Here is a 22063-nt window from a genome sequence, read left to right as displayed (position 1 = left end):
GTGAAGCGCCGGGGCGCGGCAGTCGGCGGAGCGTGCGCCGTCGCAGCATGCGTCGCGGGACTGCTGGCCATGGGGCCGGACGGTTCCAGCGACGACGTTCCGTCCCCTGCTCCGGGGCCGCGCACCGCGCACCGGGCCGGGGCCTACGATCCCCTCTCGGTGGCGCGCCGGGCGGTCGACAAGGCACCGGAAGACCCCGGCGCCTGGTCGGAGTTGGCGCACGCGGAGCTCGAAAGAGCCCGCACCACGCTGGACTCCGGACGGCTCGATGCGGCCGGGAAGGCCCTGCGCCGGTCGCTCACCCTGAAGCGCACGGCCAACTACCCGGCGGCCACGGGCATGGGGCAACTCGCCAACGCACGGCACGAGTTCACCACAGGGCGCAGATGGGGTCTGCGCAGCACGCGGATGGCACCCGACCGCGCCGAGGGTTACGGAGTGCTCGCCGACGCCGAGATCCAGCTCGGGCACTACCGCGCCGCCCGTACGGCCGTTCAGCGCATGCTCGACCTGAAGCCGGCCACCGCCGCATACAGCCGCGCCGCCTACGACCTGGAGACCCACGGCCGCAACCAGGACGCCGCCCTCGCCCTCCGACGAGCCGCCGAAAGCGCCCAGACACCCGACGAGACGGCCTTCGCCGAGTCCCGGCTCGGCGAACTGGCCTGGTCACAAGGCGAACTACCGCGTGCCGAACGGCACTTCGAGCGCGCAATCGCCACGGTGCCGGACCACCCCTACTCCACGGCCGGGCTCGCCCGGCTTCAGGCGGCACGCGGACACCGGGCGCAGGCTCTCAGGACGTACGACCGGCTCGTCGAACGGACGCCGCTGCCCCGATTCCTGCTGGAAGCCGCGGAACTGCGGCTGGCACGGCCCGGCTCACCGGACAGGGGCGCACTCGCCGGACTGAAAGCGCAGGCGCGGGTACTGCGCGCCACGGGCGGCCCCGTCGATCCCCACCTCGCCCTGTACGAGGCCGACCACGGCGACCCGGCGACCGCGGTCGCACTGCTGCGACGCGAGTGGAAACGCTCGCGGAGCGTCATCGTCGCCGACGCGCTCGGCTGGGCGCTGCACCGCACGGGACGCGACGCCGAGGCACTGACGTACGCCAGGGCCACGGCCCGCACGGGGTGGAAGAACGCGCTCTTCCACTACCACCGGGGAGTGATCGAACACCGGCTCGGGCAGGACGCCGCGGGCGACCGCCACCTTCGGCAGGCGCTCCGGCTCAACCCGCACTTCTCGCCCTACCACGCTCCCCGCGCCGCCCGGCTGCTCCACCGAGCCGGCGGCGCCACCGCCGAAGAGCACGGTGACCGCCGGTGATCCAGCATTCTGGTACCCCGCTCCGCGTCCTCATGACGACGATCTTCGCGATGCTGATCTGCCTCGGAGCTGCGCCCGGCGCGCACGCGCACCCGTTGGGCAACTTCAGCCTCAACCACCACGACGGACTGCGGCTGTCATCGGGGCACATCGAGGACACCGCCGTCGTCGACAGCGCGGAGATCCCCACCGCCCAGGACCGCGAGAAGACCGATACGGACGACGACGGAGACGTCTCCCGGGCCGAGGCCGCCACCCGCGCCCGGCAACGCTGCTCCCGGCTCGCCGGCGCCTCCCAGGTGACGGTCGACAGCCGTCGCCGCGAATGGCGTGTGCGCTCCAGCCGCCTCACATACGGCAAGGGCACAGCCGGTCTGCCGATCGCCCGGCTCACCTGCCGCCTCCGCGCCGAGGCCGATCTGTCACGGGCGGCCGTCATCACCTTCGTCTCGGGGGCGGACCGGCGCCGTACCGGCTGGAAAGAGATCACCGCCACGGCCGGAAACGGGGTGCGGCTGACCGCGTCGTCCGTCCCGGAACGGAGCGCGAGCGCGGGGCTGCGCCGCTATCCCGCGGGCGCCGCCGACGAGCCGCCGAACCAGACCACGGCAAGCCTGCGCACGCGCCCCGGCGACGGCCGGCCCTCCACCGGCACGGACGACGCCGCGCCCGGCACGGGCCCCGCAGTCGCGGCCGGCACCTCCCTCTTCCCCGCTCTGGAACGGGAGTTGACCGCGCTCACCACAAGCCGCGACCTCACTCTTCCGGTAGGGCTCCTCGGCGTCCTGCTCACCGTCCTCCTGGGCGCCGGTCACGCCGCCCTGCCCGGACACGCGAAACTCGCCGTCGCAGCTTGCCTCGCCCGCCGCACGGGCGGCGTCCGGGCCGCCTTGACCGTCGGCGCGACCGTGACCGCCACACACACCACAGGCGTGCTGGTCGTGGGCCTCGCCCTGACCCTCTCCGGAAGCCTGCTGGGAGATCGGCTGCTGGGCTGGCTGGGCACGATCAGCGGCCTGATCATCGCGACCATCGGCGCGTGGCTGGTCATCACGGCCGTACGCGCCCTCAACACCGCCCGCCCGCCGACCAGTTGGCACCACCGGCACCACCACCCGCACGATCACACCCATGCGCACGGCCACGGTCACGGTCACGGTCACGCGCATCCACGCCCCGGGAAGGAAGAGGCCCGCAAGGCCACGGGCCTGCCCTCCCTCCTCGGCGTCGGCCTCGCCGGCGGACTCGTACCAAGCCCCTCCGCCCTGGTCGTGCTGCTCGGCGCCGTCTCCCTCAGCCGCACCTTCTTCGGAGTGCTGCTCGTCCTCGGCTACGGGCTCGGCATGGCCGCCACCCTCACCGCAGCCGGACTGCTGCTCTCCGGCAGCGGCAACCGCCTCAGCACGCTCGCTGAGCGACGCCTCCCCGCATGGTCCCGCTACACCCGGTACGGCACCCTCCTCACCGCACTCGCCGTCCTGACCGTCGGCCTCGCCCTCACCCTTCGCAGCCTGTCACCGCTGTGACATGGAGCGCGGCAACGGGAACCCGCCCTTGAGCCCCTGACCGACTAGCTCGCCCGGCCGACCACTCACGTCGCCCGAGGCGAGCGACGAGGAGATCCGCGACGCACTGCAGCGGGTCTCCCGCGGTTTCGGCCAGGACTCTTGGCCGCTCGCCGCTGAGTAGCAACCCGGCTTGACGTGCCACCGATCGCTCCGCTCGGCAGAGCCCCGTGCCCATCGCGGACGGGCTCTGTCCGTTGAAATTCGTCTGTGCCCTGTTAACGAAGCAAAATGGAGATACGGACCCGACAGGTGCAGACGCCGGGCCCTGCGATAGCTCTCGAGAGGTGGAAGCGATGTCGCAGCAGGTTCTCGGCCGGGGTCACACGACGACCGCAGAGGCATTTTGGTACGTGTTCGGATGCCTGGCGTTCGGCGCGTCCTACCTCGCCAAAGTTCCCGCAAAGAAAGCGCTCAGCGAGTACGGCCTGGTCGAAAGGACGGACGCTGAGAAGTTCTGGTACGTGGTGATGAACATTGCCTTCGGCTCCGGCTACCTATCTAAGGTGATCACCAAGAAGGCTCTGTCCGAGGTGGTGCACAACGACGGTAGCGCCGCCCCCGACGATTGGCGGGCCTACAGTCCCGTCGAGCGCTCCGAGCCGGAGGTCCCGCAGAGTCACCGCCGCGAGAGGTCTGGCTCGCGGTGACTGGCGTCGCTGCTGTACTTCACTGCTGTACACCACGCAGAGGCCCCGTTCCGATCACGGAACGGGGCCTCTGACCTGCTACTTCTCCGGAGCCGCCTGTCGGATTCGAACCGACGACCTTCTGTTTACAAGCGCGTTGGTGGGAGTCGCGGGGGTCGCTCACCTGGCGTTTCTCGCTGCGTTCCACCCCATCAACTGCCCGACCTGCACCTTTATGCGCTCGACGTTGCGGAGGACCATTAGCACCTCGTTAGCAAGCCTCAAGATCACTTGGATCGTCGACCACTCGGCCGGGATGCCCCTCGACCTTCACCGAGAGCGACCGTTTCGACAGGTCTATGGACGTCGGTGTGGCACGCCCCAAAGGGAGCAGGCACTTCTTCTTCATGCCTCGTACCGGAGCCGAGCCTCGGCCACAGCCCGTCTCGCTCAGACCAAGGTCAGTCACTCTCGCGCGTGCGACAGATGCCCGCGAAGTCACAGCCAGCGCAGGACGAGCACCAGTTATCAAGGCGGGGCAGCCGGTTCGTTCGCAGGGAATCCGCGGCCTCCGTGACCCGCTTGCCGAGCGAGGTCATGACCTTGGGGTCCACCACCTCGCGGGTGTCACGTCCCGCCTTGTCGAGGTTGAGCACTTCGACGACATCCGCGTTCTCACCGGTCAACTCTTGGTAGCCAAGCACGTACAGATGCAGCTGGTCGCGGGTGAGATCCTCGGCCTGGGCGCGTTCGCTCGACTTGAAGTCGACGACTGACGTCTCATTGGTGTCCAGTCGTTTAATCAAGTCGACGCGGCCGGTCACGGTGACGCCCGGAACTGGGTGGATCTCTACAACCTGCTCGGAGTACCTCGTCTGGTGCAGGGTCGCACCATGGCGCTCCAGGTAACGCCGCACAGCTATCTCAGCAGCGGGGCGGAGTTGGTCGGCGGCCGCCTTGTTCGCAAAGGGAAGGTTCAGATGACGGTCCACGAGATCTGCCGCTTCCTCTGAAGCGGCGATGTCACCCTCGATGGCGCGCTTGTGGATCTCCGCCATGACGTCGTGCAGAGACTTGCCGAAGCCGAGTTCCTTCTGCAGGGGCGAGTCGAAGCCGTAGAGCAGACGGAGCTTGAAGGAGTACGGGCACTCGAAAAGGTACTTCAGGTCCGAGAAGGACATGACGACCTCGGGGATGCCGCGCATGGGCGCAGGCGTGAGTCGGCCGTCGGGGGACGGGGATATCTCGCGGGTCAGGAGGGTGTGGACCTGCGTGGCCTCGTTGAAGAAGCCCGAGCGCTTCTTGCCGGTGCGCTTCTTGCTGGGGGCGAAGGTGAGTGCCAAGAACTTCTGGGCACGAGTGACTGCGACGTAGAAGAGACGACGCTCGTCCGCTTCCGTGCCACGGTAGCGGGCTGCGCCTGGAACGAGGTTCTCCTCGACCACGTGAAAGACGCCGAGACCACCCCGGCCGGAGGCGGGAAAGGTGTTCTTGCGCAGGGCGGGCAGGAAGACGGCAGGCCACTGCATGCCCTTGGCCTGATGGACAGTGGCGATGACGACAGCGTTGGGCTGAGCGTAGCCGTTGTCCCCGTCGGACTCCTCGTAGTAATTGGGCGCCTGGTACTCGACCCACTTCGCGAACGCGTCGAACCGCTGCTGAGGTTCGCTGGTGAGGTGGATGCGCTCGAAGTCTCCGATCGCGGTGGAGAGCCGGCCGAGGTTGTAGTAGACGAGTTCGCCTCGCTCCTGCGGGACACGCTCCTCGCGCAGCCCCACGGCTTCTAGGAAATCAAGGAAGACGCCTTGGAGTGTGGTGGAATCCCAGGGCTTGGAGGCGTCCCACTGCATGGTCGTGGTGAGCACGGGAAGTCCGGCTCGGACGTCGGACTCCGCTAGCCCGACGCCGGCGTCGAGCCATGCGTCGATGACGTCCTGCTCATCAGCTTCTCCGGCAACGAACCGGAAGCAGGCGACGGCGGCCTGCACCTCCGGTGTTTCGAAGAGCTTAGTAAGGCCCTTGATGACGTACGGGATGTCGCGGCGGCGGAGCTCTTCGACGAGCGGGCCGGCGTCAGCCCTGACGGAGCGGAACAGGACGGCGAAGTCGGACCAGTCGAGTCCACGCGGATCGCCGCCTTCGCGGTCCTGGAACGCGACGCCGCGCAACCGCTCCATGCGATCGACGAGCCAGGCGGCTTCGGCATCCGTGTCGGGGAACTCGAGCGCCAGTAGGTCGCCGCGCTCGAATGTCTGGTGGCCTGCGGCCGTCATCGCCTTACTGAGGCGCTCGCCGAGGGGAATCTCCTCGACGATGCGGCGTGCGAGGTCGACGATGGCGGGGCTGGAGCGAAAGTTCTCATTCAGAGTGACACGTCGGACATCCTCGTAGCGGTTCTCAATCGTGAGGATGTTCTCGACGGCGCTGCCGCGCCACTGGTAGATCGTCTGGTCGTCGTCGCCGACCACGCAGAGGTTCGCCCCGTAGCGGGTGAGCCCACGGATCATCTGTTCCTGGATCGGGTTGGTGTCCTGGTATTCGTCGACGACGACGTACTTGACGGTTTCCTTGACGTGCCGCTGGAGGCTCAGCACGGACTCGTCACATTCCTCGTTGTCGTCGTTCAGCAGAACAGCGGCGTTGTGGAGAATGGCCGTGTAGTCGAAGTACGCGCGCTCGCTGAGGAGCCGCATGTACTTGTCGAGTCCATCCGCTACATCGGGGCGGAGTCTGTCCAGGTCCACATCGTCCTCCCGAAGGATCGACATGACCTGCTGGTACAGCTTGGAGTTGACCCAGCGCCGCAGGGGCTTCGAGGTGCCGTTGACGACTGCGTTTGTCGTGGTCAGTCCTGACCTGGTGCTGTACTTGTCGATGATCAGTCGGGTCTGCACGTCATTGAGGACGTTGTATTTGAATGCCTCCGGCACGTGGCTGTGCAGCAGGTCCAGTGCGTACCCGTGCATGGTGCCGATGTACATCTCAGCGAGGCCGTGCACCTCGCCGTGGAGTTCACGGATCCGCGCGTGCACACGCTCCTTCAGCTCGCCTGCGGCCTTCTCGGTGAAGGTGAAGGCGACGATGTGCCTGGGCTGAACGCCGGGCCGCCCGATCAGGCCGGCGATCCGCTGTGAGATCACCTCCGTCTTACCGGAACCTGCGCAGGCAACGATGAGAAGGTCATCGTCGTGGGTGCCGATAGCGGTGCGCTGGGCATCCGTGAACTGCATTGTTCCCCCCGGATTGGCTGAAGTTGGTGCCGTGACCTGATGCCTTCGTGCGGCGAGTGCCCGGCGGGGTGGGCGTGCTGAAGACGCCTCGCCACGCCTAACGCGACGTTAGACCTCGATGGCCTTGAGGACTTCGTCGCCGAGGTAGTTGACGACCTTGACTGCGATGCGGCCGGAGTCGGGCTTGGGGAAGGGCCGGGACTTTGTGGTGAACAGGGTGGCCAGAGCCTCGTCGTCGATCTGCCCCTTGAGCGCCTTGCCGAGCCGCTCGTACGGGTTGAGACCGGTGGACTTGCCGTTCTCGCCCGAGAAGTAGACGTGGCGCACGATGAAGGCCTCGGCGTCGTAGTCCGTGTCGATGGACCACATCATGATGTCGTCCGGGCCCTCGGCGCGTACGTCACCCGTCGTCGGGTTGTAGATGTCGAGCCCCTTGATCTCGGCGACGAGCCGGCCATCACTCGTTTCGGTCACCTCGATGTCGGGCTCGCCGAAGACCGTGAACAGGTTGCCGGTGCCGGTGTTGGCCAGCTCGTCGCCCATGGCGAGGTCAGGGTTCATGCGGACGTTGAGCACGGTCATCTTGCCGACGTTGCGCTCCTGGATGACTGAGAACTCGCCTCGCTCCTGGTTGATCTCGTTGGTCGCCTCGGTGGCATTCGCACCGAAGGCGAAGCCGAGAATGAGCAGGAGGTCGATCTCGCCAAATCTGAGGGCCTCGCGAGCAGCGTTCTTGATGAAGAGCGAGTCGACGGTTCCGTATTCGGGACCGAGCGCGATGCCCACGCGGGATGGCGTGCCCTCCTCGGCGGCCTTGCGGATGCCAACAGCGGTCAGTATCCGACCAGAGACAGGCTCGACCGATTCGAACTCCAGCCGCTCATTTCGGTAGCCGTTCTGCACTCCTGCCTTCTTGACGTGCTCAAGGATGGTCTCCTCGTAGGAGGCGCCGGACGGCATCATCTCGGCGGCCTTCTCGGAAGCGGGGACCTCCTGATCGAAGGAGATTGAGCGGTGCGGTGAGAGCGACTCGACCGTGAAGGGGCCTGCGACTCTAACCGCATTCTTATTCTCGTAGGGACGGTCGAAAAGAGTCTCGAACTCGGCATGCCTCTTGATTGCCTTGTCGATCTGATCGCGAGTCATCCCCGCTTCGATATCCGGGTTGTTCGCAATCGACTTCAGCGTGATGTGCGGGACACGCTCATAGACGAAGCCGTGGCGGACATCGTGTTTCGACGGTGAACGGTCGAGTGGCTGCTGACTGAGGCTGGCCTCTTTGGCTTTTCCTTCGGGAGAGTCTGCTAGGAAATATGCGGGGTACTTTGCACCCATGAGGCGGTGCCGTGCGACGGCGATGGCCACACGAGAGCTGTCAACTGTGATCCACCGACGGCCATACTGTTCGGCGACATAGGCGGAAGTACCCGAGCCGCAGGTGGGATCGAGCACTAGGTCACCGGGATCAGTGGACATCAGCATACACCGCTCGATTACCTTTGCGGTCGTTTGGACAACGTACACCTTGGCGTCACCAAACCCCGCAATCGTCGTGTCGTCCCAAAAATTACTGAACGTCGACACCGGGAAATCTTCATAGTAGCGAATATAGTAGAGGGTCTTCCCGGCCCCGGTCAGACGGTTGGCCCATTTGAGCTTTTGCATGCCTGCTTTATTAGTCTTCCATCCTCCCTTGCTGGGCCTAAAAACACCTTCAGGGATCTCCACAGGGAAGACCGTAGTCTGGCCAACGCGAGTCGTTTGGGAAGTAGTGGGGCCCTTCCGAAAGATCCGACCAACCACCTCTCCCGTGTCCCGCTCAGTTCGAGTCATCCTACGGCGAGTCCCATCAGGCTCCTCCACATAAACATATGCGTCGTCACCTACGGTCGTTTTACGCCGATAGATAGGTCGATACTTAGCTTGTTGCAAGTCTTTTGCATACCATAGAATGTAATTTGCGACAGACGGGAGCGTATTAGTTCCACCCGAAAAGCTTCCCGCCCCAGAAGTAGTCTTATAAGTAATCAATGAGGCAAAATTCTCTTCTCCGAATACCTCATCAAGTAGGCATCGAACCAGGTGAACGTTCTCGTCGCCGATCTGCACGAAAACAGATCCCGACGATGACAGCAGATCGCGGGCAACAAAGAGGCGATCGCGCAAGTAGGCGAGATACGAGTTGATTCCCATATCCCATGTATCGCGAAATGCTTTGATCTGCTCAACTTCTCGACTTGCATCCCCCAGGTTTCCATCTCGCACACGCGAGATATCAACTCGCGCCTGCCAATTGGACCCAAACTTAATCCCATAAGGCGGATCGATGTATACCATCTGAACTTTGCCTCGCAGATTCTCCCGTTCCGCGAGACTTGCCATCACCTGGAGTGAGTCGCCCAGGACCATTCGGTTGGTCCAATTCATCTGATGTTTGTACCAGTCAACTTTGTCCAGCTCATCCGGGATGCCATCTTCGAAGAAATCAGCACCGAAAAGTGAAAATTCCTCCTCTGCGTCCTCGCTTCCCCCGCTCTCCCGCCTCTTCGTCTCATCCATCAGCTGTTTGATGAGATACCGCGGCTCGATCTGCTCCTGGCGGAAGATCGGCGGGGCCGGAACCTCAAGGGCCTGGCGGTCCTGCTCGTCCTTGCCCTTCCAGACGAGCTGGGGGTCCTTGGCGAAGTCACGCTTGCCGCGCCATGTCATGGCAGCCTCGACTGCCTCTGTGACAAGGTCGATCGCGTCCGCCGTCGGGTTGTTCACTCGGGTGTCCTCATGCCTTGTGGCCTGCACGGCCTTGGTGCTGTTCGCGGTGCTTCTGCGGGGAGCGGCCATCGTATTTACTACCCTTTCTGGTCGTCGTTGCCGTGCTGCTGTCGCCGCTGCTCGATCTCCGCCTCGCGGGCCGCGCTGAACAGGTCGTTCCAGGGGTAATCGTCTGCGCCCCAGTCCATGTCGTCGCTTCTGAGCCTCTCCTCGCTCTTGAGGCCCTCCTCGTGTAGACCTGTCAGAATCCCGTCGCCGTAGAGGGCCTCGATCGCCGCGTTCAAACGCGACTTGAAACCGGTGGGGTCCTCCGACAACTCGATGTAGCCCCACCTGCCGTATGCACCGTGGTTGTTCACGGCCGCGCACCACATGCGCGCGGTCTCCGCCTTCATGGCCCGCTTGCCGGCCGATTTGCGGGAGCCCGATACCTCCACGATGAGGTGGCGCGCCTCGACGTCCTCCTCGTCGAGTGGCTTCAACCGGACGATGAAGTCAGGCAGGTACCGGTGCGTGCGCCCCGCGTACAGGTACGGGATCGCAAACTCCAGGTGGTCGTTCTTGACGTACGACTGCACGTTCTTGTTGCCGTCGAGCAGTCTCGCCAGGGTCTGCTCCCACGTGTTGCCGCCTATGCCGTCGAGGACCACATAATTCACCGGAGACTTGTCGGGGTCGGCCTCGTAGACCGCCTTGGTCGTGTAGAAGTCCACATCATCCGTGGAGCCCTCGGGCGCATAGCGCGCGAAGATGGGAAGCACCCTGGATGAGTTGTTGCCCTCCTGGCGGTTCAGCGCGGCGAAGAACTGCTGGGCAGCCCGCTGCCGTTCTTCGGAGACCCGGGAGATGATCGCCAGACTTCGCCGGTTGTCCGTACCGACACAGTGGGTGGTCCACTCCTTCGCGAGCTGCACCAGGTTTGGGAACATCCACGGTTTGCGTCCCCGCGTCGGATCCTCAAGCAGTTCAAGGGCCAGCCCGGCCAGCTGGAAGGCGACCTGCTGAACGCGTACACCCCTGGCGTCGACCAGGGTGTGCCTGGCACTCTCACCGATGAAGCCTTCCACATCGGCCCTTGTCGCGACGCCCTGGTTCACCTCGAACGGTTCCGCATGCGTGAAGTCCGCGTAGAACCGTGCCTCTTCGATCTCTACGCGGTACCCCTCCAGACGCGGGAAGGTGATGCGCAGCTCGTCCCGGTCCCTCATGGAGCGGACGTGCTTTGGCTCCGGTCTCGGCTTGGACTTCAGCTCTCTATTCGGGTCGGTCTGGATGAACTGGAACGGGATGCCGTACACGTCTGCGTATTCGGGCTCGAGCAGCCCCGCGTCATTCACGGCGTACGAGATACGGCGCAAACCGCGGCCCACGACCTGCTCGCACAATAGGTGACTGCCGAAGGCACGGACCCCCAGAATGTGAGTGACCGTGTTGGCGTCCCAGCCCTCCGTGAGCATGGACACGGAGACAACGCAGCGCACGTCCTGCCCGAGCTTGCCCTTCTTACCGACCGTGTTCAGGACCTCGCGCAGCAGGTCAGCGTCCGTCAGCGCCTCCACATCCCGGTCCGGGAACCGGTTGCGGTACTCCTCTTTGAACGCTTCCAGCTCCTCGGCCGCCGCGGCCTTGAACTGGGCGTCCAACTGCGGGTTGTCGGACTCCAGCTGCGCCGAGTCGACCAGGATGGTACGCGGCACCGGGTAACGGCGGCCTGTCTCGTCGTAGTTGGAGAAGTGCGGCAGCATGCCACGCTTCCCCTGGCCGCCCCCGCCAGGCGGTTCATGCCCGGCAATCTGGTCGTACACCCACTTCGACACCGTCGTGTTGTTGCAGACGACGATGAACACCGGCGGGGTGGAGCCGGTACCCCGGGTCTCTTCCTGCCATCGCGCGAAGGCTTGCGTGTAATTCCGGTACAGGCTGTGGGCAGCTCCGTCCAGGACACCGGGTAGCGACTTGTCCGCGAGCGTCTCCGTTTTTTGGGAGCGCTTGGGCATCTCGTCCCTGATGTGCTCCCACAGGTTCAGATAGGAGACGTCCTTGTGCTCCGCGTCGTCGTCCACCGGCACGCGCGGGATCTTGACCAAGCCGGACTCGATGGCGTCCAGGAGCCCGAAGTCGCTCACCACCCATGGGAAGAGCGTGCCCTCCGGGTAACCCGAACCGTTCAAGTAGAAGGGGGTCGCGGAGAGGTCGTAGACCGTCTTGATGCCGCTCTTGCGCATTACGTGGTTCAGGCCGTCGAACCACTGGCGCGCGTGCTTGTTCTCCTCTTCGGCCTGCTTCTTCTCCTCACCCTTCAGGTCCTCGACGGTAAGGGCCCCCTCCAGGGCAGCGCCGCGGGTCTGGTAGCAGTGATGCGCCTCATCGTTGAAGACGATGATCTCGCCCTTACTTCCGCCCAGATCACGCAGCACCCGGTTGACCATCATGTCGGGCGTCTCGACGAAGGGGTCGTCCTTCGACTTGGCCAGCAGCAGCTTTTTGGTCTTGGAAGCGAGCCCCTGACCTTCCCGCGTCGTCCTGAGCATGAACGCGTGGTAGTTGGTGATCGCCACCTGCGCCTGGCCAAGCGCACCCCACAGGTCCGCAGGGACAACGTCCCGCTCCTTGTAGTAGTTGTTCGGGTCGGAGGGCATCAGCACGCGCAGCCGATCCCGGATGGTGATGCCGGGAGCGACCAGGAGGAAGCGCTTGGCGAACCGAGGATCCTGCGGGCTGGCGACCTTGTTGAGGGAGTTCCAGGCGATCAGCATCGCCATCACGACGGTCTTCCCCGAACCCGTCGCCATCTTCAAAGCCACCCGGGGCAGTCCTGCGTTGTGCTCCTGGTTGGCCTCTTCCAGGTGGCCCCTTATCCAGGCTCTGCCAAGCTTCGTGCCCACCTCCGTCAGGTAGACGGCGGTCTCCACCGCTTCCACCTGAGCGAAGAAGAGCTTCCGCTCCCGGGTCGAGTCGGTCCAGTACTCCAGGAGACGGCGGGTCGTTGGCGTGATGTTGGGGTATCCCGCCTTGCGCCAGCGGGCGACCTCGCTTCGGATGTTGCCGATGACGTCCTGGCCCTTACGCTCCTCCAGGATGCCGTCGAAGGACAGCTCGTGCTGGACGCCGGCGGACGTCTTACGTCCCTTCCTGGCGCGCGGGACGGGCATCCAGGTTTCGCTCGGGCGACGGCCGGGAGCCTTGTCCCCGGTTGGCTGCCCCCGCTCATCCAGTTCCCAGTGCTCGGCTGGCTCTTTGTAGGGCGAGTTGATGATCGGGTTCTCGATCACTGCTGCCATGCCTTAGCTATCTCCCTCACGCTGCGTACGCGCCAACCGTACGGCCTGTCACTGGCAATGACCCCACTCGTCCGTGATCACCGAACTGCCCCCCGTGCTTCCGCAGCTCTAGTTGCCCTATGGCTACATGATGCACCCGCCATCCGTCCGGGAGTTCGGTGATACGCCCAGGACAAGGGCTGCTCCGCGGATGTTGCGTGAAGCACCACGACCGGAGCAATGACGGGACAGCGGCACGCTCAAAGTGGCCGTTTTTGCATAGAAGACGGGCCGCCCCCTGCCGGGCCACGGCGGGCACCGAAGTGTGGCGGTGTCGCGTCTCCTTGTGCGAAACAGACATCGGTTGAGGCGGACAGCACGGACACGGCCAGAGAGCGCAGGCCCGGCAGCGAGCCGTGCCGCACGAACCGAGCTTTCTTGATGAAGCAGAGGACTTCGCCCGCACCAGCCTCAGAAGGTGGCGGTAGGCAACTGCCCGTGCTCGAGGTAGGCGACATCACCGCGCGTGCGGGCAGTGACGGCCTCAGTGATGCGGCGGGTCAGGCGGGGGATGGCCAGGGAGGCGAGTTCGTCGACCGAGCGAAACTCGAAGGCCTTGAGCTCGTCGGCCCGGAGTTGGATGGAGTGGAGGAAAGCGTCTGTCAGCAGGCCGCCGTCGAAGAGATAGAGGACCTTGTCGCCCTCGCGTTTAGCCGGGGCCCAGTCGACGGCGAGCAGGCGGCCGATCGGTGGTGTGATGCCCAGCTCCTCGCGGACCTCGCGGATGCATGCCTGGCGGGGGGATTCGCCGTGCTCGACGTAGCCGCCAGGGATGTCCCAGTAGTCCTTGTACGCGGGCTCGACCATGAGGACTCGGTCGTGCTCGTCGAAGAAGAGCGCGCCCGCTGCCATGCGCGGGCGCGCCATTTTGGCTTCGTGCTCGTTCTGGGCTCGGTGCTCGCTCACACCACCGACCCTAACCGGCTCACACGACGCGGAGCCGGTGCGCCAGGTCTGCGACCGAGCGGGAGGGCTGGCCCTTGGTGCCGCGGACCCAGCCGACGACAAGTTCGCGGCTCAAGTAGTGGTGGCGAACCTGTTCGGGGGCGTCCTGCTCGGCTTCGAGGATCTTGTCGAGCGCTTCGTCCGTACGGTTCCAGGCGTTGAGGGCTCGGGCGACCTCGAGGTGGTGCCGCACGCGACGCTCCACTGGCAGCGCCGTCACGTCGAGGTCCTGGCCGAGCTCGACCGCGACCTGCATGTCCCCGAACTCCCCCGCTGTGGCCACGCGATGGATGCCGACGTTCGTCGGGCCGAAGGCCGTCCACATGTGGTTCGCGTCGGCGCCGAGCCGACGGGCGGCATTCTCCGCCTCCCCCAGGTACGTCTGCGTGGTCGATCGGTCCTCGGCGCGGGCCGCGGCCATCGAGCCGGCGAGGAAGAGCGTCCCGTACACGGACAAGTAGCCGGGTGAGGCGTCGGTGAGTTCTGGTTCGAGCACGGTTGAGGCGTCGTCGACGAGCTGGACCGCGTTCTTGAAGCGGCCGGTGGTGAGCAGGCAGTGCACCACCGAGCGGAAGAGGGAGCCGGTGACCGAGCGGTTTCCGCTCTGCTGGGCCGCGGCAAGGCCGCGGTCGGCGGCCATCCACGCCAGCTCGGTCTCCCCCACCTTGCCCAGTACCTGGGCCGCGCCCTGGTACGTCATAGCCAGGTGTGCGTTGGCTTCCTCGCCCTCGCGGCCGCTGTACGAGCGGGCGGCGAGCAGTGCGTCCGCCAGGAGCAGCGGGAGCCGGCGAGTGGCGTAGCCGTAGCGGGACGCCTGGTACGCGTCAAGGACGTCGGCGACGTTCGCCCGAAGCTCCGGAAGCGCGGGCGGCTCGCCCTCTGTCGGGATGCCGAGCAGCGGCGTCAACTGCCGGTAGTCCATGAGGGCTTCGCGTAGCGCGGGGACGGTGCGCCGGCCACTGTCGGCCGTCCAGTCCATGAGCGTCGGCTCGGCGAGCAGGTCCCCCAGCGACACGTCGAGCGCGTCGGCAAGGGACTTGATGACCGAGAGCCGGTCGAGGTCGATGCGGTTGTTCTCCGCCTTGCTCAGCCAGTCCGTCGTACGCCCGATGAGGCCCGCCAGTGCTTCCTGGGGGATTCCGCGTCGCCGGCGGTACCAAGCGACGCGCTCACCGATGGTCAGGTTCTCCGTCATTCCTCGCATGGACAGAGCTTCACCCCGCGGGCCGGTCGGACCCCGGAAGGTTTTTCCGGGGTACTTCGGTGCGTCCTCCCTACCGTCATTGCCACTGGATCAACTGATCGAACCGCAGCGGGGCTTGGAGCTCGGACATGGCACTGACGGAAAGCGAGCGCGCTGAATTGACGGTAGTCCTACGGGAGATGGCTGAGGAAGCCCACGATCTGTCGGACCGGGTGAACCAGCTGTTCAGCCGCGTTACTGAGGACCGACCGCATCTTCGAGCTGCCCGAGCCGACGAGCGAGGCTCTGCATCTCGCCCCTCAACGCGCGGATCTCGCCCATGATCGCCTCGTACTCCGGAGTGTGGGCAGATGGCGAGTCGCTCGGCTTCGCCAGCACGTACACGGCCTTTCCGGGCTGGCCGCGTAGCAGGCCCTCGCCTTTGAGCTCGGCGACTGCGCGCCGTACGACCGTGACCGAGACGCCGTACTCCTCCATGAGGTCCGCGGTAGACGGGATGGACTCCCCCAGCGGGAGGACGTCGTTCGCGATCTGGCGCCGCAGGTCGTTCATGACCCGTTGGTACTCAGGCAGCCCCGTCTGCTCGCCCACTCCGGATCCTCCTATGTGCACCTGGTCGTCGCCGTACCTAGTTGAGCACATCGCAGATGACCGGGGAACGAGCAGGTTCTCGCCGAGAAAGGCAACGCGATCGCTTGACAACTATGTGCACATAGCTCAACCATGTACACACGGCAAAGCAAGGTGGTGCGTGCGAAAGCAGCGCCCCTTGCGACCTACTCAGGAGGTTCAACTTGTCCGAGCCGACGACCGACCAGCGGCCACTGAAAGTGAAGGACGTCGCCGCACTTCTCGACGTTCACGTGGCCACTGTCTACCGCGAGATCGAGGCCGGTCGGCTGCATGCCATCCGTGTGGGTGCCGGCCGCGGCACTCTGCGGATCCCGCGGCCCGCGTACGACGCGTACGTGAGCTCGGCGGGCACGGCGCCGGCGGCCGAGGCCGCCTGACGGAGAACAGCAAGAGGCCCCGGCGAGAACGGCCGAACGGGAGCTGCCACTCCTGGTCGACCTCACCGAGGCCCGACATCGCGAGTGAACTGAGGAGTTCAACGATGCTCAACGAGCGTACCGCCGATGTGGCGGTCGATGCCCGGCCGGAACGGCTGAGCACGTCCAGCACAGTCGCGAGTCTGCGGCTGATTGCGGACTTCCTGGAGGGCTTTCCTGGCCTTCCTGATCTGTACGTGGTGGTCCATACCGACGGCTCGATCGGCGTACAGGTCTCCGAGTTCGACGGTGAGCCGGGGGAGCGGTGCAAGGCGGTCGCGCGAATCGCACAGGAGGCCGGCGGTATCGCCCTGGTGAAGCCCCTCAACGACCGCACGTGGTCGTTCGAGACCCAGGTGTTGGTCAGCGGCCGGCAGGTGCAGGTCTACGCCCCGGTCGAGGGCCCCGCGACAGGCCGCGGTGGTGATGCGGCGTGATGTCGACGCGTCCGTTCTACGACCAGCGTCCTGCCTGCGCGACGGCTCGCTGCCCGCGCTGCCAGAGTGCGACGTCCGTCTCGCGTTGCCGTACGGCTGCACGTGAGGTGTGCGGGAGCTGCGGCCACATGTGGACGCCCGGCCCGCAGCTTGAGCGTGAGGGGGCGCGCTGAGATGACTGTTCGTCCCGTGACTATCCGCGTGGTGGGCTCCTCCCGCCCGCACCTTCGCCAGGCCAAGCGGCCGTACGTGCACCCCAACCGGCGCGGCCCCGGTGGCCCGCCGGTGCCCGGTGCCGACCCGGACGTAGAGGCCGGTGCCGCGTGCGTCGAGGTGGAGACCGAGCTGTTCTTCACCGACCGGCCCGCCGACATCGAACTGGCCAAGAGCATCTGCGAGTCCTGCCCCGTGCGGACGGCGTGCCTGGAGCGTGCGCTGGAAAACAACGAGCAGTTCGGCGTCTTCGGCGGTCTGACCGCCAACCAGCGCCGGGCCCTGCGGCGCAAGCGGGCACGGCAGGTCGGCGGTGAGGCCGCATGACTGAGCACACGAACTCGCAGACCAGCCAGGCGTACGTGCTCACGGACGCTTCCGGGCGGCAGTTCGCCTCGCTGGCGCCGGCGGCCCAGTCGCCAGCCGAGCATGCGGTCACCGTCGGCCCGCACGGGAATGCGGCGCCGAGCTGCTGCTTGCCTCACGGCCACGATCAACAGGTCCCTAGCCGACGGCAGTTCAAGCCTTCGGCTGTGGGTGTCGGCACCGTCGGCGCGCTGGTGGTGGGTGTCGTCCTGGTCTCGCTGCTGCTGTCGGTCGCCGTGGTCGCCGTCGCTGTCGGCATCTCGGCTGTCGCGATCACGTGCTGCGTGCTGGTGATGCGCAGCCTCACCAGCTACCGCTGACCCGCTCTCTGCTCTCTCGCTCGTCCTGACGCCGCCGGGCCGCAGGCCCGTCGCCTTGGCCGCGTGCGGCCCGGCGGCGCCCTACTTGTGGAGGTTCCTCCTCACATGTCGACCCCGACACGTTCCGAACTGGCCCGCAGCAACACGTACCTGCGCCGGCAGCTGGCCGCGCTGCGCCACGACCACACCGAGCTGCTGGGCGCGTCCCGCGCCGCGGTCGTCGCGCACTACGACGGCCACGCGCTGCCGCTGTCCGTCCTTATCGACACCCTCGACCAGCTCGGTCAGCTACCCGAGTACGAGCCGCAACTGGCCGAGGAGTTGCTCCTCGGGGATCTGCCGCTGGCTGGGAGGCGGATCGCATGAGTGCCAAGACCCGCTGCCCGGACTGCGGTTGGCGCTGTACGTACCGCAACCAGAAGGCCGCCCGCCGCGCTGCCCGCGCCCACAGCTGCCAGCTCGCGCGTACGGGGAGGGCTGCATGAGCACTCTGATAGCCGCGACCACCGCCGCCGTGCCGCTGGCCTGTTGGGGCTTCCACACGGTGTGGATGCGTCGCCAGCTCGACCGTGCACGCCGCGACCCGCTCACGGGTCTCCCCGGACGTGTTGCCTTCGAGCGGCATGCCGCGCGGATGCTGCGTGGCGGCCCGTGTGCCGTAGTCCTCATCGACCTGGACGGCTTCAAGGCCGTCAACGACACCTACGGCCACGCCGCCGGCGATGAGGCGATCCGTGCCAGCGGCGCCCGGCTGACCGAGTGGCTGGATGGCCGGCTGGCCGACGGCGCCGCTGCTCGCCTGGGTGGTGACGAGTTCGCGCTCGCCGTGCGAACTGGCGATCCGGAGGCGTTTCACCGGTCGCTGGCCACGCTGCACCAAGGGCTGTGCGTCCCCGTCGACTACGGCCGCGACCGCTTTCAGCTGGGCGCCTCGATCGGAGCCTGCTGGAACGGCGAACTGCCGCGCCCCGATCTGGCGCTGGCTCTGCGGCGTGCTGACGAGGCGATGTACGTCGTCAAGCGCGGCGGTGGCGGTTGGCTGACCGCCGACGGGCCCGCCAGCACCCAGAGCACGGTCAACGGGCGTCGCGCCGGCCGACTCGGCGCCTCCCGCGCTCACGAGGGGAGGGCCGCATGATGACCACGCACGTCAACTCCCCGTGGGCGCAAAGCCGGATGGTGGCCTTCGACACCGAGACCACCGGCGTGGACGCGGAGAACGACCGCGTCGTGACCGCGGCCGTGGTCGCCGTCGGCGGTGGTCAGGCCTCCGACAGCCGTACGTGGATTGCTGATCCGGGCGTCGAGATTCCCGAGCAGGCCACTGCAGTTCACGGAGTCACGACCGACCAGGCGCGTGTCGAGGGTTCCGATGCGGCCGAGGTCGTCGAGGACATCACCGCGGTTCTGGCTGAGCAGTTGGGCGCCGGCTTTCCGGTGGTGGTCTTCAACGCCCCCTACGACCTGACCCTGCTCGACCGCGAGGCGCGTCGGCACGGCGTGCTCCCCCTCGTCGAGCGCCTGGCGGGGCTGGACGTGGCGCCGGTCATCGACCCGCTGGTGCTCGACCGGCAGATCGACCGCTACCGGCGCGGCTCCCGGAAGTTGTCGGCACTCGCCGCGCACTACCGCGTACGCCACGAGTCGGCGCACACCGCCGAGGCCGACGCCCTGGCCGCGGCCCGTATCGCCTGGCGGATCGGCACCGGCCACGCCCGGATCGGCGGCGCCGATCTCCTCAAGCTGCACGATGCCCAGGTCAGTTGGGCCGCGCAGCAGGCAGCGGGCCTGGAGGAGTACCTGCGCCGTACCGATCCCGAGGCGTACGTCGAGCCCGCCTGGCCCTACCTGCCCCACTCCCTCGTCGGCGCGCGCAGGGAGGGGTGAGTGGCCATGCGATTCCCCGCCCTGCTCGGGCTTCCCGTCGAGGCCGGTGTGCTGGACGGCTACACGGTCGCGCTGACCGTCGAGCGCTTCTTCGGCCGGCCCTCGCTGTGGTGGCACGCCTGGGCGCCCGACGGCTCCTACGCGGGCCAGACCAACAACGGCCGCTGGCTGGTGCTGCTCATCGCCCAGCACCGCCAGACCACCTCCTGACCCCCGAACGCTGCTGATCCTCCCTGGAGTTGACCGTGTCGCACCCTGTGCTCATCCCCGTCAACGGCACCGAGCCGCCCGCCCGCGGCGGCCTGGTCGCCGCGGACGGCCGTCCCCTCACACCCGTCCCTCCCGAGCCCACGCCTCGGAGCGAATCCCCCGCCGAAGAGCCGACTGCCGACGAGTCGCCGGCATCCGACGAGGACAGCCAGGACGACCGGCCGCGGCAGACCGCGGGCCCGTCGAAGGTGCGCTGGCTGCTGATCACCGTCGTGGTGCTCGGAGCGCTGGTGATCGCCGCGATCGGCTTCACCGGCTCCTACAGCGCCGTACGAGACCTGGCCGCACGGAAGGGCTTCGGTGCCTTCGCGCCGTACTTCCCGATCGGCATCGACGCCGGGATCGTCGTCCTGCTCGCGCTGGATCTGCTGCTGACGTGGCTGCGCATCGCCTTCCCGCTGCTGCGTCAGACGGCGTGGCTGCTGACGGCCGCGACGGTCGCGTTCAACGCGGCGGCGGCGTGGCCGGATGCGCTCGGCGTCGGGATGCACGCCGTCATCCCGGTGCTGTTCATCGTCGCCGTGGAGGCAGCCCGGCACGCGGTGGGACGCGTCGCCGACATCACTGCCGACAAGCACATGGAGGGCGTACGGCTGGCCCGCTGGCTGCTGGCTTTCCCCTCCACGTTCGGGCTGTGGCGGCGCATGAAGCTGTGGGAGCTGCGCAGCTACGAGACCGCAGTGGCCATCGAGCAGGACTGGGCCGTCTACCGCGAGCAGCTGCGCGCCCGCTACGGCCGCAACTGGCGCCGTACCGCGCCTGAGCAGATGCGGCTGCCGCTGCGGCTGGCCCGCTACGGCGTCCCGCTCGCTGAAGCCATCGACCGCACCCGCCCGGCACCGGACGCACCCGAGCCCGGACGCATCCCGTCCGCACCGGATGCACCCGCCTCGCGTCCGGACGCGCCTCATTCGGCTGCGTCCCGCCAGGGGACCGGACGCACCCACCGGGCCACCGGTCGGACGCAGAAGGCGGCGACCAAGCCGGGGGCCGAGAAGCCGAACACCGACGACGTGCGCCGCGCGGAACTGCGGAGCCTGGCCGCCGTCGGCAAGGCCCCCGCCTCGATCCGCCAGGCCGCCGAACTCCTCGGCTGCCGCCAGTCCAAGGCCAAGGCACTCATGGCCGCCGAAGGCCTGCTCGACCCCACCACCCACGGCACCCCCAGCAACGACCGCACCACCAACCAGAAATGAGGTACCGCACCGTGTCCGACGAGATCATCCGCTACAGCCGCTGGCACACCCCGCGCGTATTCGTCGCCAACGCACTCGACGTCCTCGCCGACTGGCGGACATCGTCTGCGCACTGCCCGGTCTCTACGCGGGCGTCCTCGCCGCGTCCGCAGCGATCGGTGACTCACCCACCCACGCGCCGTCGGATGCACCCGGCCTGGCGCTGGCGGCGCTCGCCTGCTTCGGCGCCGGACGCATCGTCCGCTTCGTGCTGACAGCACCGGCTAAGCAGCTGCATCCCGACTACGGCCACCTGCCCGGCTGGGCCGTCCCCGCCCGCATCCGTACACGGGTGCACCAGCACCTCGACGAGCACGGCGAGTCCCGTACGGGCGAGATCGCCGACGAGCTCGACCTGCCCCGCAGCACCGTCAGCTCGGCTCTGCGGTACCTCACCGCCGACGGGATGGCCGTGAAGAGCCGCTGGGGCGTGTGGACTTCCACCCCTCGCACCCAGCACCGCGGGCCGCAGGTCCCGCTCAGCGGTGGTGAGGCGCGATGAGCCGCCGGCAGAAGGCCCGCCGCCAGCGCGAAGCCGCGCACTTCGCGGCGAAGCGTGCCGCGGCGCCAACCTCCGCTGCTCTGGCCGCCGTTGCCTTCGACGAGCTGCGGGCCCGGCTCGCCGACCTCCCCGCGCAGGAGCGCGAGTGGGCCTGGCAGCAGGTCGCCGACGACCTCGACGCCTGGACGCGCCACTTCGACCGTACTCACGCAGCGTGAGCGGGCGCGTGAAATTCACGGGGACATTCACACGCCCGCCCACGCCAACGCGGAGGCGCGCGCAGGCGCGCGCGAACCCACGGTCACCAATAGTCACAAAAGTTGATCTTGAAGGGAGTTGATTTCATGTCGTTCCTCGACGCCTCGATCTCCGTAACCGTCGGCGTGCTGTGCCTCATCGCCGCAGTGCTGCTTCGGACGGTTGGCCGCCGGACGGCCCCGCGGCTGACGGTCCTGCTCGTCCTCGCCGGCGTGGTGGGGATCGTCGGCACGCCCGTCGGCGACTGGCTGCGTACCGCGGTCGGCTGGGCGGACACGGCGGTGAACACGGTCATCGGCCGCTACACCGGCGCCGCGGCCGTCGGGCTCATCGGCCTGGTGGCGTTCCTCGTCATCGCCTTCGACCTCGTCAACAGGGCCATCACCAACCGCACGCTCGCCTGCGCCGCCGTGCTGCCGGTCGCCGGGGTGGCGATCCCCGGAACCGCTGGCGCCGTGGTCATGGGCGTCGTCGGCGCGATCGCCGGTGCCTTCGGCGCCATCGGCGGCTTCCTCTTCTGACCCGCTCCACC

At 67.1% G+C, this 22063-nt stretch carries 20 protein-coding genes and 1 pseudogene; 15 read left to right on the top strand and 6 right to left on the bottom strand.

The genetic code is table 11. The features are described 5' to 3' along the window. From H180DRAFT_RS00710 to H180DRAFT_RS00700, 3 genes are all read left to right on the top strand, one after another. Positions 1-1332 carry a tetratricopeptide repeat protein gene (locus H180DRAFT_RS00710; RefSeq protein ID WP_079099739.1) on the top strand — a complete coding sequence of 444 codons (1332 nt, stop codon included), beginning with the start codon at positions 1-3 and terminating at the stop codon, positions 1330-1332. After that, on the top strand, positions 1329-2858 hold the full coding sequence (locus H180DRAFT_RS00705) for a High-affinity nickel-transporter (RefSeq protein WP_139151330.1): 1530 nt from the start codon (positions 1329-1331) through the stop codon (positions 2856-2858). Before H180DRAFT_RS00710 ends, H180DRAFT_RS00705 begins: the two co-directional genes overlap by 4 nt. 335 nt (positions 2859-3193) lie before the next feature. Next, complete coding sequence (locus tag H180DRAFT_RS00700; protein ID WP_055483993.1) at positions 3194-3547, top strand: hypothetical protein; 354 nt, start codon at positions 3194-3196, stop codon at positions 3545-3547. A gap of 440 nt (positions 3548-3987) precedes the next feature. Here H180DRAFT_RS00700 and H180DRAFT_RS00695 read toward each other — a convergent pair whose 3' ends face one another. The 6 genes from H180DRAFT_RS00695 to H180DRAFT_RS00670 all read right to left on the bottom strand — a co-directional run bounded on the left by H180DRAFT_RS00695 (position 3988) and on the right by H180DRAFT_RS00670 (position 15585). Beyond that, positions 3988-6756, bottom strand: a complete 2769-nt coding sequence (locus H180DRAFT_RS00695) for an ATP-dependent helicase (protein WP_055483992.1) — start codon at positions 6754-6756, stop codon at positions 3988-3990. 108 nt (positions 6757-6864) lie between these two features. Continuing rightward, the gene (locus H180DRAFT_RS00690) at positions 6865-9522 is read right to left on the bottom strand and encodes a site-specific DNA-methyltransferase (protein WP_254665811.1); all 2658 of its coding nucleotides are present in this window, start codon (positions 9520-9522) and stop codon (positions 6865-6867) included. Between the two features lie 80 nt (positions 9523-9602). Then, on the bottom strand, positions 9603-12806 hold the full coding sequence (locus tag H180DRAFT_RS00685) for a BPTD_3080 family restriction endonuclease (RefSeq protein WP_254665810.1): 3204 nt from the start codon (positions 12804-12806) through the stop codon (positions 9603-9605). A gap of 450 nt (positions 12807-13256) precedes the next feature. Then, positions 13257-13712: an NUDIX domain-containing protein gene (locus H180DRAFT_RS00680; protein ID WP_055483990.1), complete on the bottom strand. Its 456-nt coding sequence runs from the start codon at positions 13710-13712 to the stop codon at positions 13257-13259. 58 nt (positions 13713-13770) lie between these two features. Continuing rightward, on the bottom strand, positions 13771-14994 hold the full coding sequence (locus tag H180DRAFT_RS00675) for a helix-turn-helix domain-containing protein (RefSeq protein ID WP_254665809.1): 1224 nt from the start codon (positions 14992-14994) through the stop codon (positions 13771-13773). Between the two features lie 234 nt (positions 14995-15228). Continuing rightward, positions 15229-15585 (bottom strand): GntR family transcriptional regulator, encoded by a 357-nt coding sequence (locus H180DRAFT_RS00670; protein ID WP_055483988.1) that lies wholly within the window; start codon positions 15583-15585, stop codon positions 15229-15231. A gap of 203 nt (positions 15586-15788) precedes the next feature. Here H180DRAFT_RS00670 and H180DRAFT_RS00665 point away from each other — a divergent pair, with 203 nt between their 5' ends. The 12 genes and pseudogenes from H180DRAFT_RS00665 to H180DRAFT_RS00610 all read left to right on the top strand — a co-directional run bounded on the left by H180DRAFT_RS00665 (position 15789) and on the right by H180DRAFT_RS00610 (position 22052). Then, a complete protein-coding gene (locus tag H180DRAFT_RS00665) occupies positions 15789-16004 on the top strand; it encodes a helix-turn-helix domain-containing protein (RefSeq protein ID WP_055483987.1) in 216 nt (71 codons plus the stop codon). Between the two features lie 104 nt (positions 16005-16108). Continuing rightward, on the top strand, positions 16109-16480 hold the full coding sequence (locus H180DRAFT_RS00660) for a hypothetical protein (RefSeq protein ID WP_055483986.1): 372 nt from the start codon (positions 16109-16111) through the stop codon (positions 16478-16480). 189 nt (positions 16481-16669) lie between these two features. Beyond that, the gene (locus H180DRAFT_RS30150) at positions 16670-17020 is read left to right on the top strand and encodes a WhiB family transcriptional regulator (protein ID WP_175437698.1); all 351 of its coding nucleotides are present in this window, start codon (positions 16670-16672) and stop codon (positions 17018-17020) included. Beyond that, the gene (locus H180DRAFT_RS00650; protein WP_055483984.1) at positions 17017-17379 is read left to right on the top strand and encodes a hypothetical protein; all 363 of its coding nucleotides are present in this window, start codon (positions 17017-17019) and stop codon (positions 17377-17379) included. Before H180DRAFT_RS30150 ends, H180DRAFT_RS00650 begins: the two co-directional genes overlap by 4 nt. Before the next feature lie 105 nt (positions 17380-17484). After that, on the top strand, positions 17485-17745 hold the full coding sequence (locus tag H180DRAFT_RS00645) for a hypothetical protein (protein ID WP_055483983.1): 261 nt from the start codon (positions 17485-17487) through the stop codon (positions 17743-17745). Between the two features lie 115 nt (positions 17746-17860). Beyond that, positions 17861-18517, top strand: a complete 657-nt coding sequence (locus tag H180DRAFT_RS00640) for a GGDEF domain-containing protein (protein WP_055483982.1) — start codon at positions 17861-17863, stop codon at positions 18515-18517. Continuing rightward, complete coding sequence (locus H180DRAFT_RS00635; RefSeq protein ID WP_254665808.1) at positions 18514-19266, top strand: exonuclease domain-containing protein; 753 nt, start codon at positions 18514-18516, stop codon at positions 19264-19266. The genes H180DRAFT_RS00640 and H180DRAFT_RS00635 overlap by 4 nt, the downstream gene beginning before the upstream one ends. Next, positions 19267-19476, top strand: a complete 210-nt coding sequence (locus H180DRAFT_RS00630) for a hypothetical protein (RefSeq protein WP_055483981.1) — start codon at positions 19267-19269, stop codon at positions 19474-19476. It abuts the gene before it with no gap. 248 nt (positions 19477-19724) lie between these two features. Continuing rightward, positions 19725-20351, top strand: a pseudogene (locus H180DRAFT_RS28880) (DUF2637 domain-containing protein); the annotation flags it as partial. A gap of 628 nt (positions 20352-20979) precedes the next feature. Beyond that, positions 20980-21273, top strand: coding sequence for a helix-turn-helix domain-containing protein (locus tag H180DRAFT_RS00620; RefSeq protein ID WP_055483980.1), 294 nt, complete (start codon positions 20980-20982; stop codon positions 21271-21273). Next, on the top strand, positions 21270-21491 hold the full coding sequence (locus H180DRAFT_RS00615) for a hypothetical protein (RefSeq protein WP_055483979.1): 222 nt from the start codon (positions 21270-21272) through the stop codon (positions 21489-21491). Before H180DRAFT_RS00620 ends, H180DRAFT_RS00615 begins: the two co-directional genes overlap by 4 nt. Before the next feature lie 126 nt (positions 21492-21617). Further along, positions 21618-22052, top strand: coding sequence for a hypothetical protein (locus H180DRAFT_RS00610; protein WP_055483978.1), 435 nt, complete (start codon positions 21618-21620; stop codon positions 22050-22052). Positions 22053-22063 lie beyond the last annotated feature (11 nt).

It is taken from the genome of Streptomyces sp. WMMB 322, from assembly GCF_900090145.1.
GTDB lineage: Bacteria > Actinomycetota > Actinomycetes > Streptomycetales > Streptomycetaceae > Streptomyces.
This window is presented reverse-complemented; position numbering and strand designations above follow the sequence as displayed.

Bases quoted from the DNA above. Each gene is read 5' to 3' on its own strand.
- H180DRAFT_RS00700 (WP_055483993.1), top strand. From the start codon at position 3,194: ATGTCGCAGCAGGTTCTCGGCCGGGGTCACACGACGACCGCAGAGGCA.
- H180DRAFT_RS00695 (WP_055483992.1), bottom strand. From the start codon at position 6,756: ATGCAGTTCACGGATGCCCAGCGCACCGCTATCGGCACCCACGACGAT.
- H180DRAFT_RS00685 (WP_254665810.1), bottom strand. From the start codon at position 12,806: ATGGCAGCAGTGATCGAGAACCCGATCATCAACTCGCCCTACAAAGAG.
- H180DRAFT_RS00680 (WP_055483990.1), bottom strand. From the start codon at position 13,712: ATGGCGCGCCCGCGCATGGCAGCGGGCGCGCTCTTCTTCGACGAGCAC.
- H180DRAFT_RS00675 (WP_254665809.1), bottom strand. From the start codon at position 14,994: ATGCGAGGAATGACGGAGAACCTGACCATCGGTGAGCGCGTCGCTTGG.
- H180DRAFT_RS00660 (WP_055483986.1), top strand. From the start codon at position 16,109: ATGCTCAACGAGCGTACCGCCGATGTGGCGGTCGATGCCCGGCCGGAA.
- H180DRAFT_RS00650 (WP_055483984.1), top strand. From the start codon at position 17,017: ATGACTGAGCACACGAACTCGCAGACCAGCCAGGCGTACGTGCTCACG.
- H180DRAFT_RS00645 (WP_055483983.1), top strand. From the start codon at position 17,485: ATGTCGACCCCGACACGTTCCGAACTGGCCCGCAGCAACACGTACCTG.
- H180DRAFT_RS00640 (WP_055483982.1), top strand. From the start codon at position 17,861: ATGAGCACTCTGATAGCCGCGACCACCGCCGCCGTGCCGCTGGCCTGT.
- H180DRAFT_RS00635 (WP_254665808.1), top strand. From the start codon at position 18,514: ATGATGACCACGCACGTCAACTCCCCGTGGGCGCAAAGCCGGATGGTG.
- H180DRAFT_RS00615 (WP_055483979.1), top strand. From the start codon at position 21,270: ATGAGCCGCCGGCAGAAGGCCCGCCGCCAGCGCGAAGCCGCGCACTTC.
- H180DRAFT_RS00610 (WP_055483978.1), top strand. From the start codon at position 21,618: ATGTCGTTCCTCGACGCCTCGATCTCCGTAACCGTCGGCGTGCTGTGC.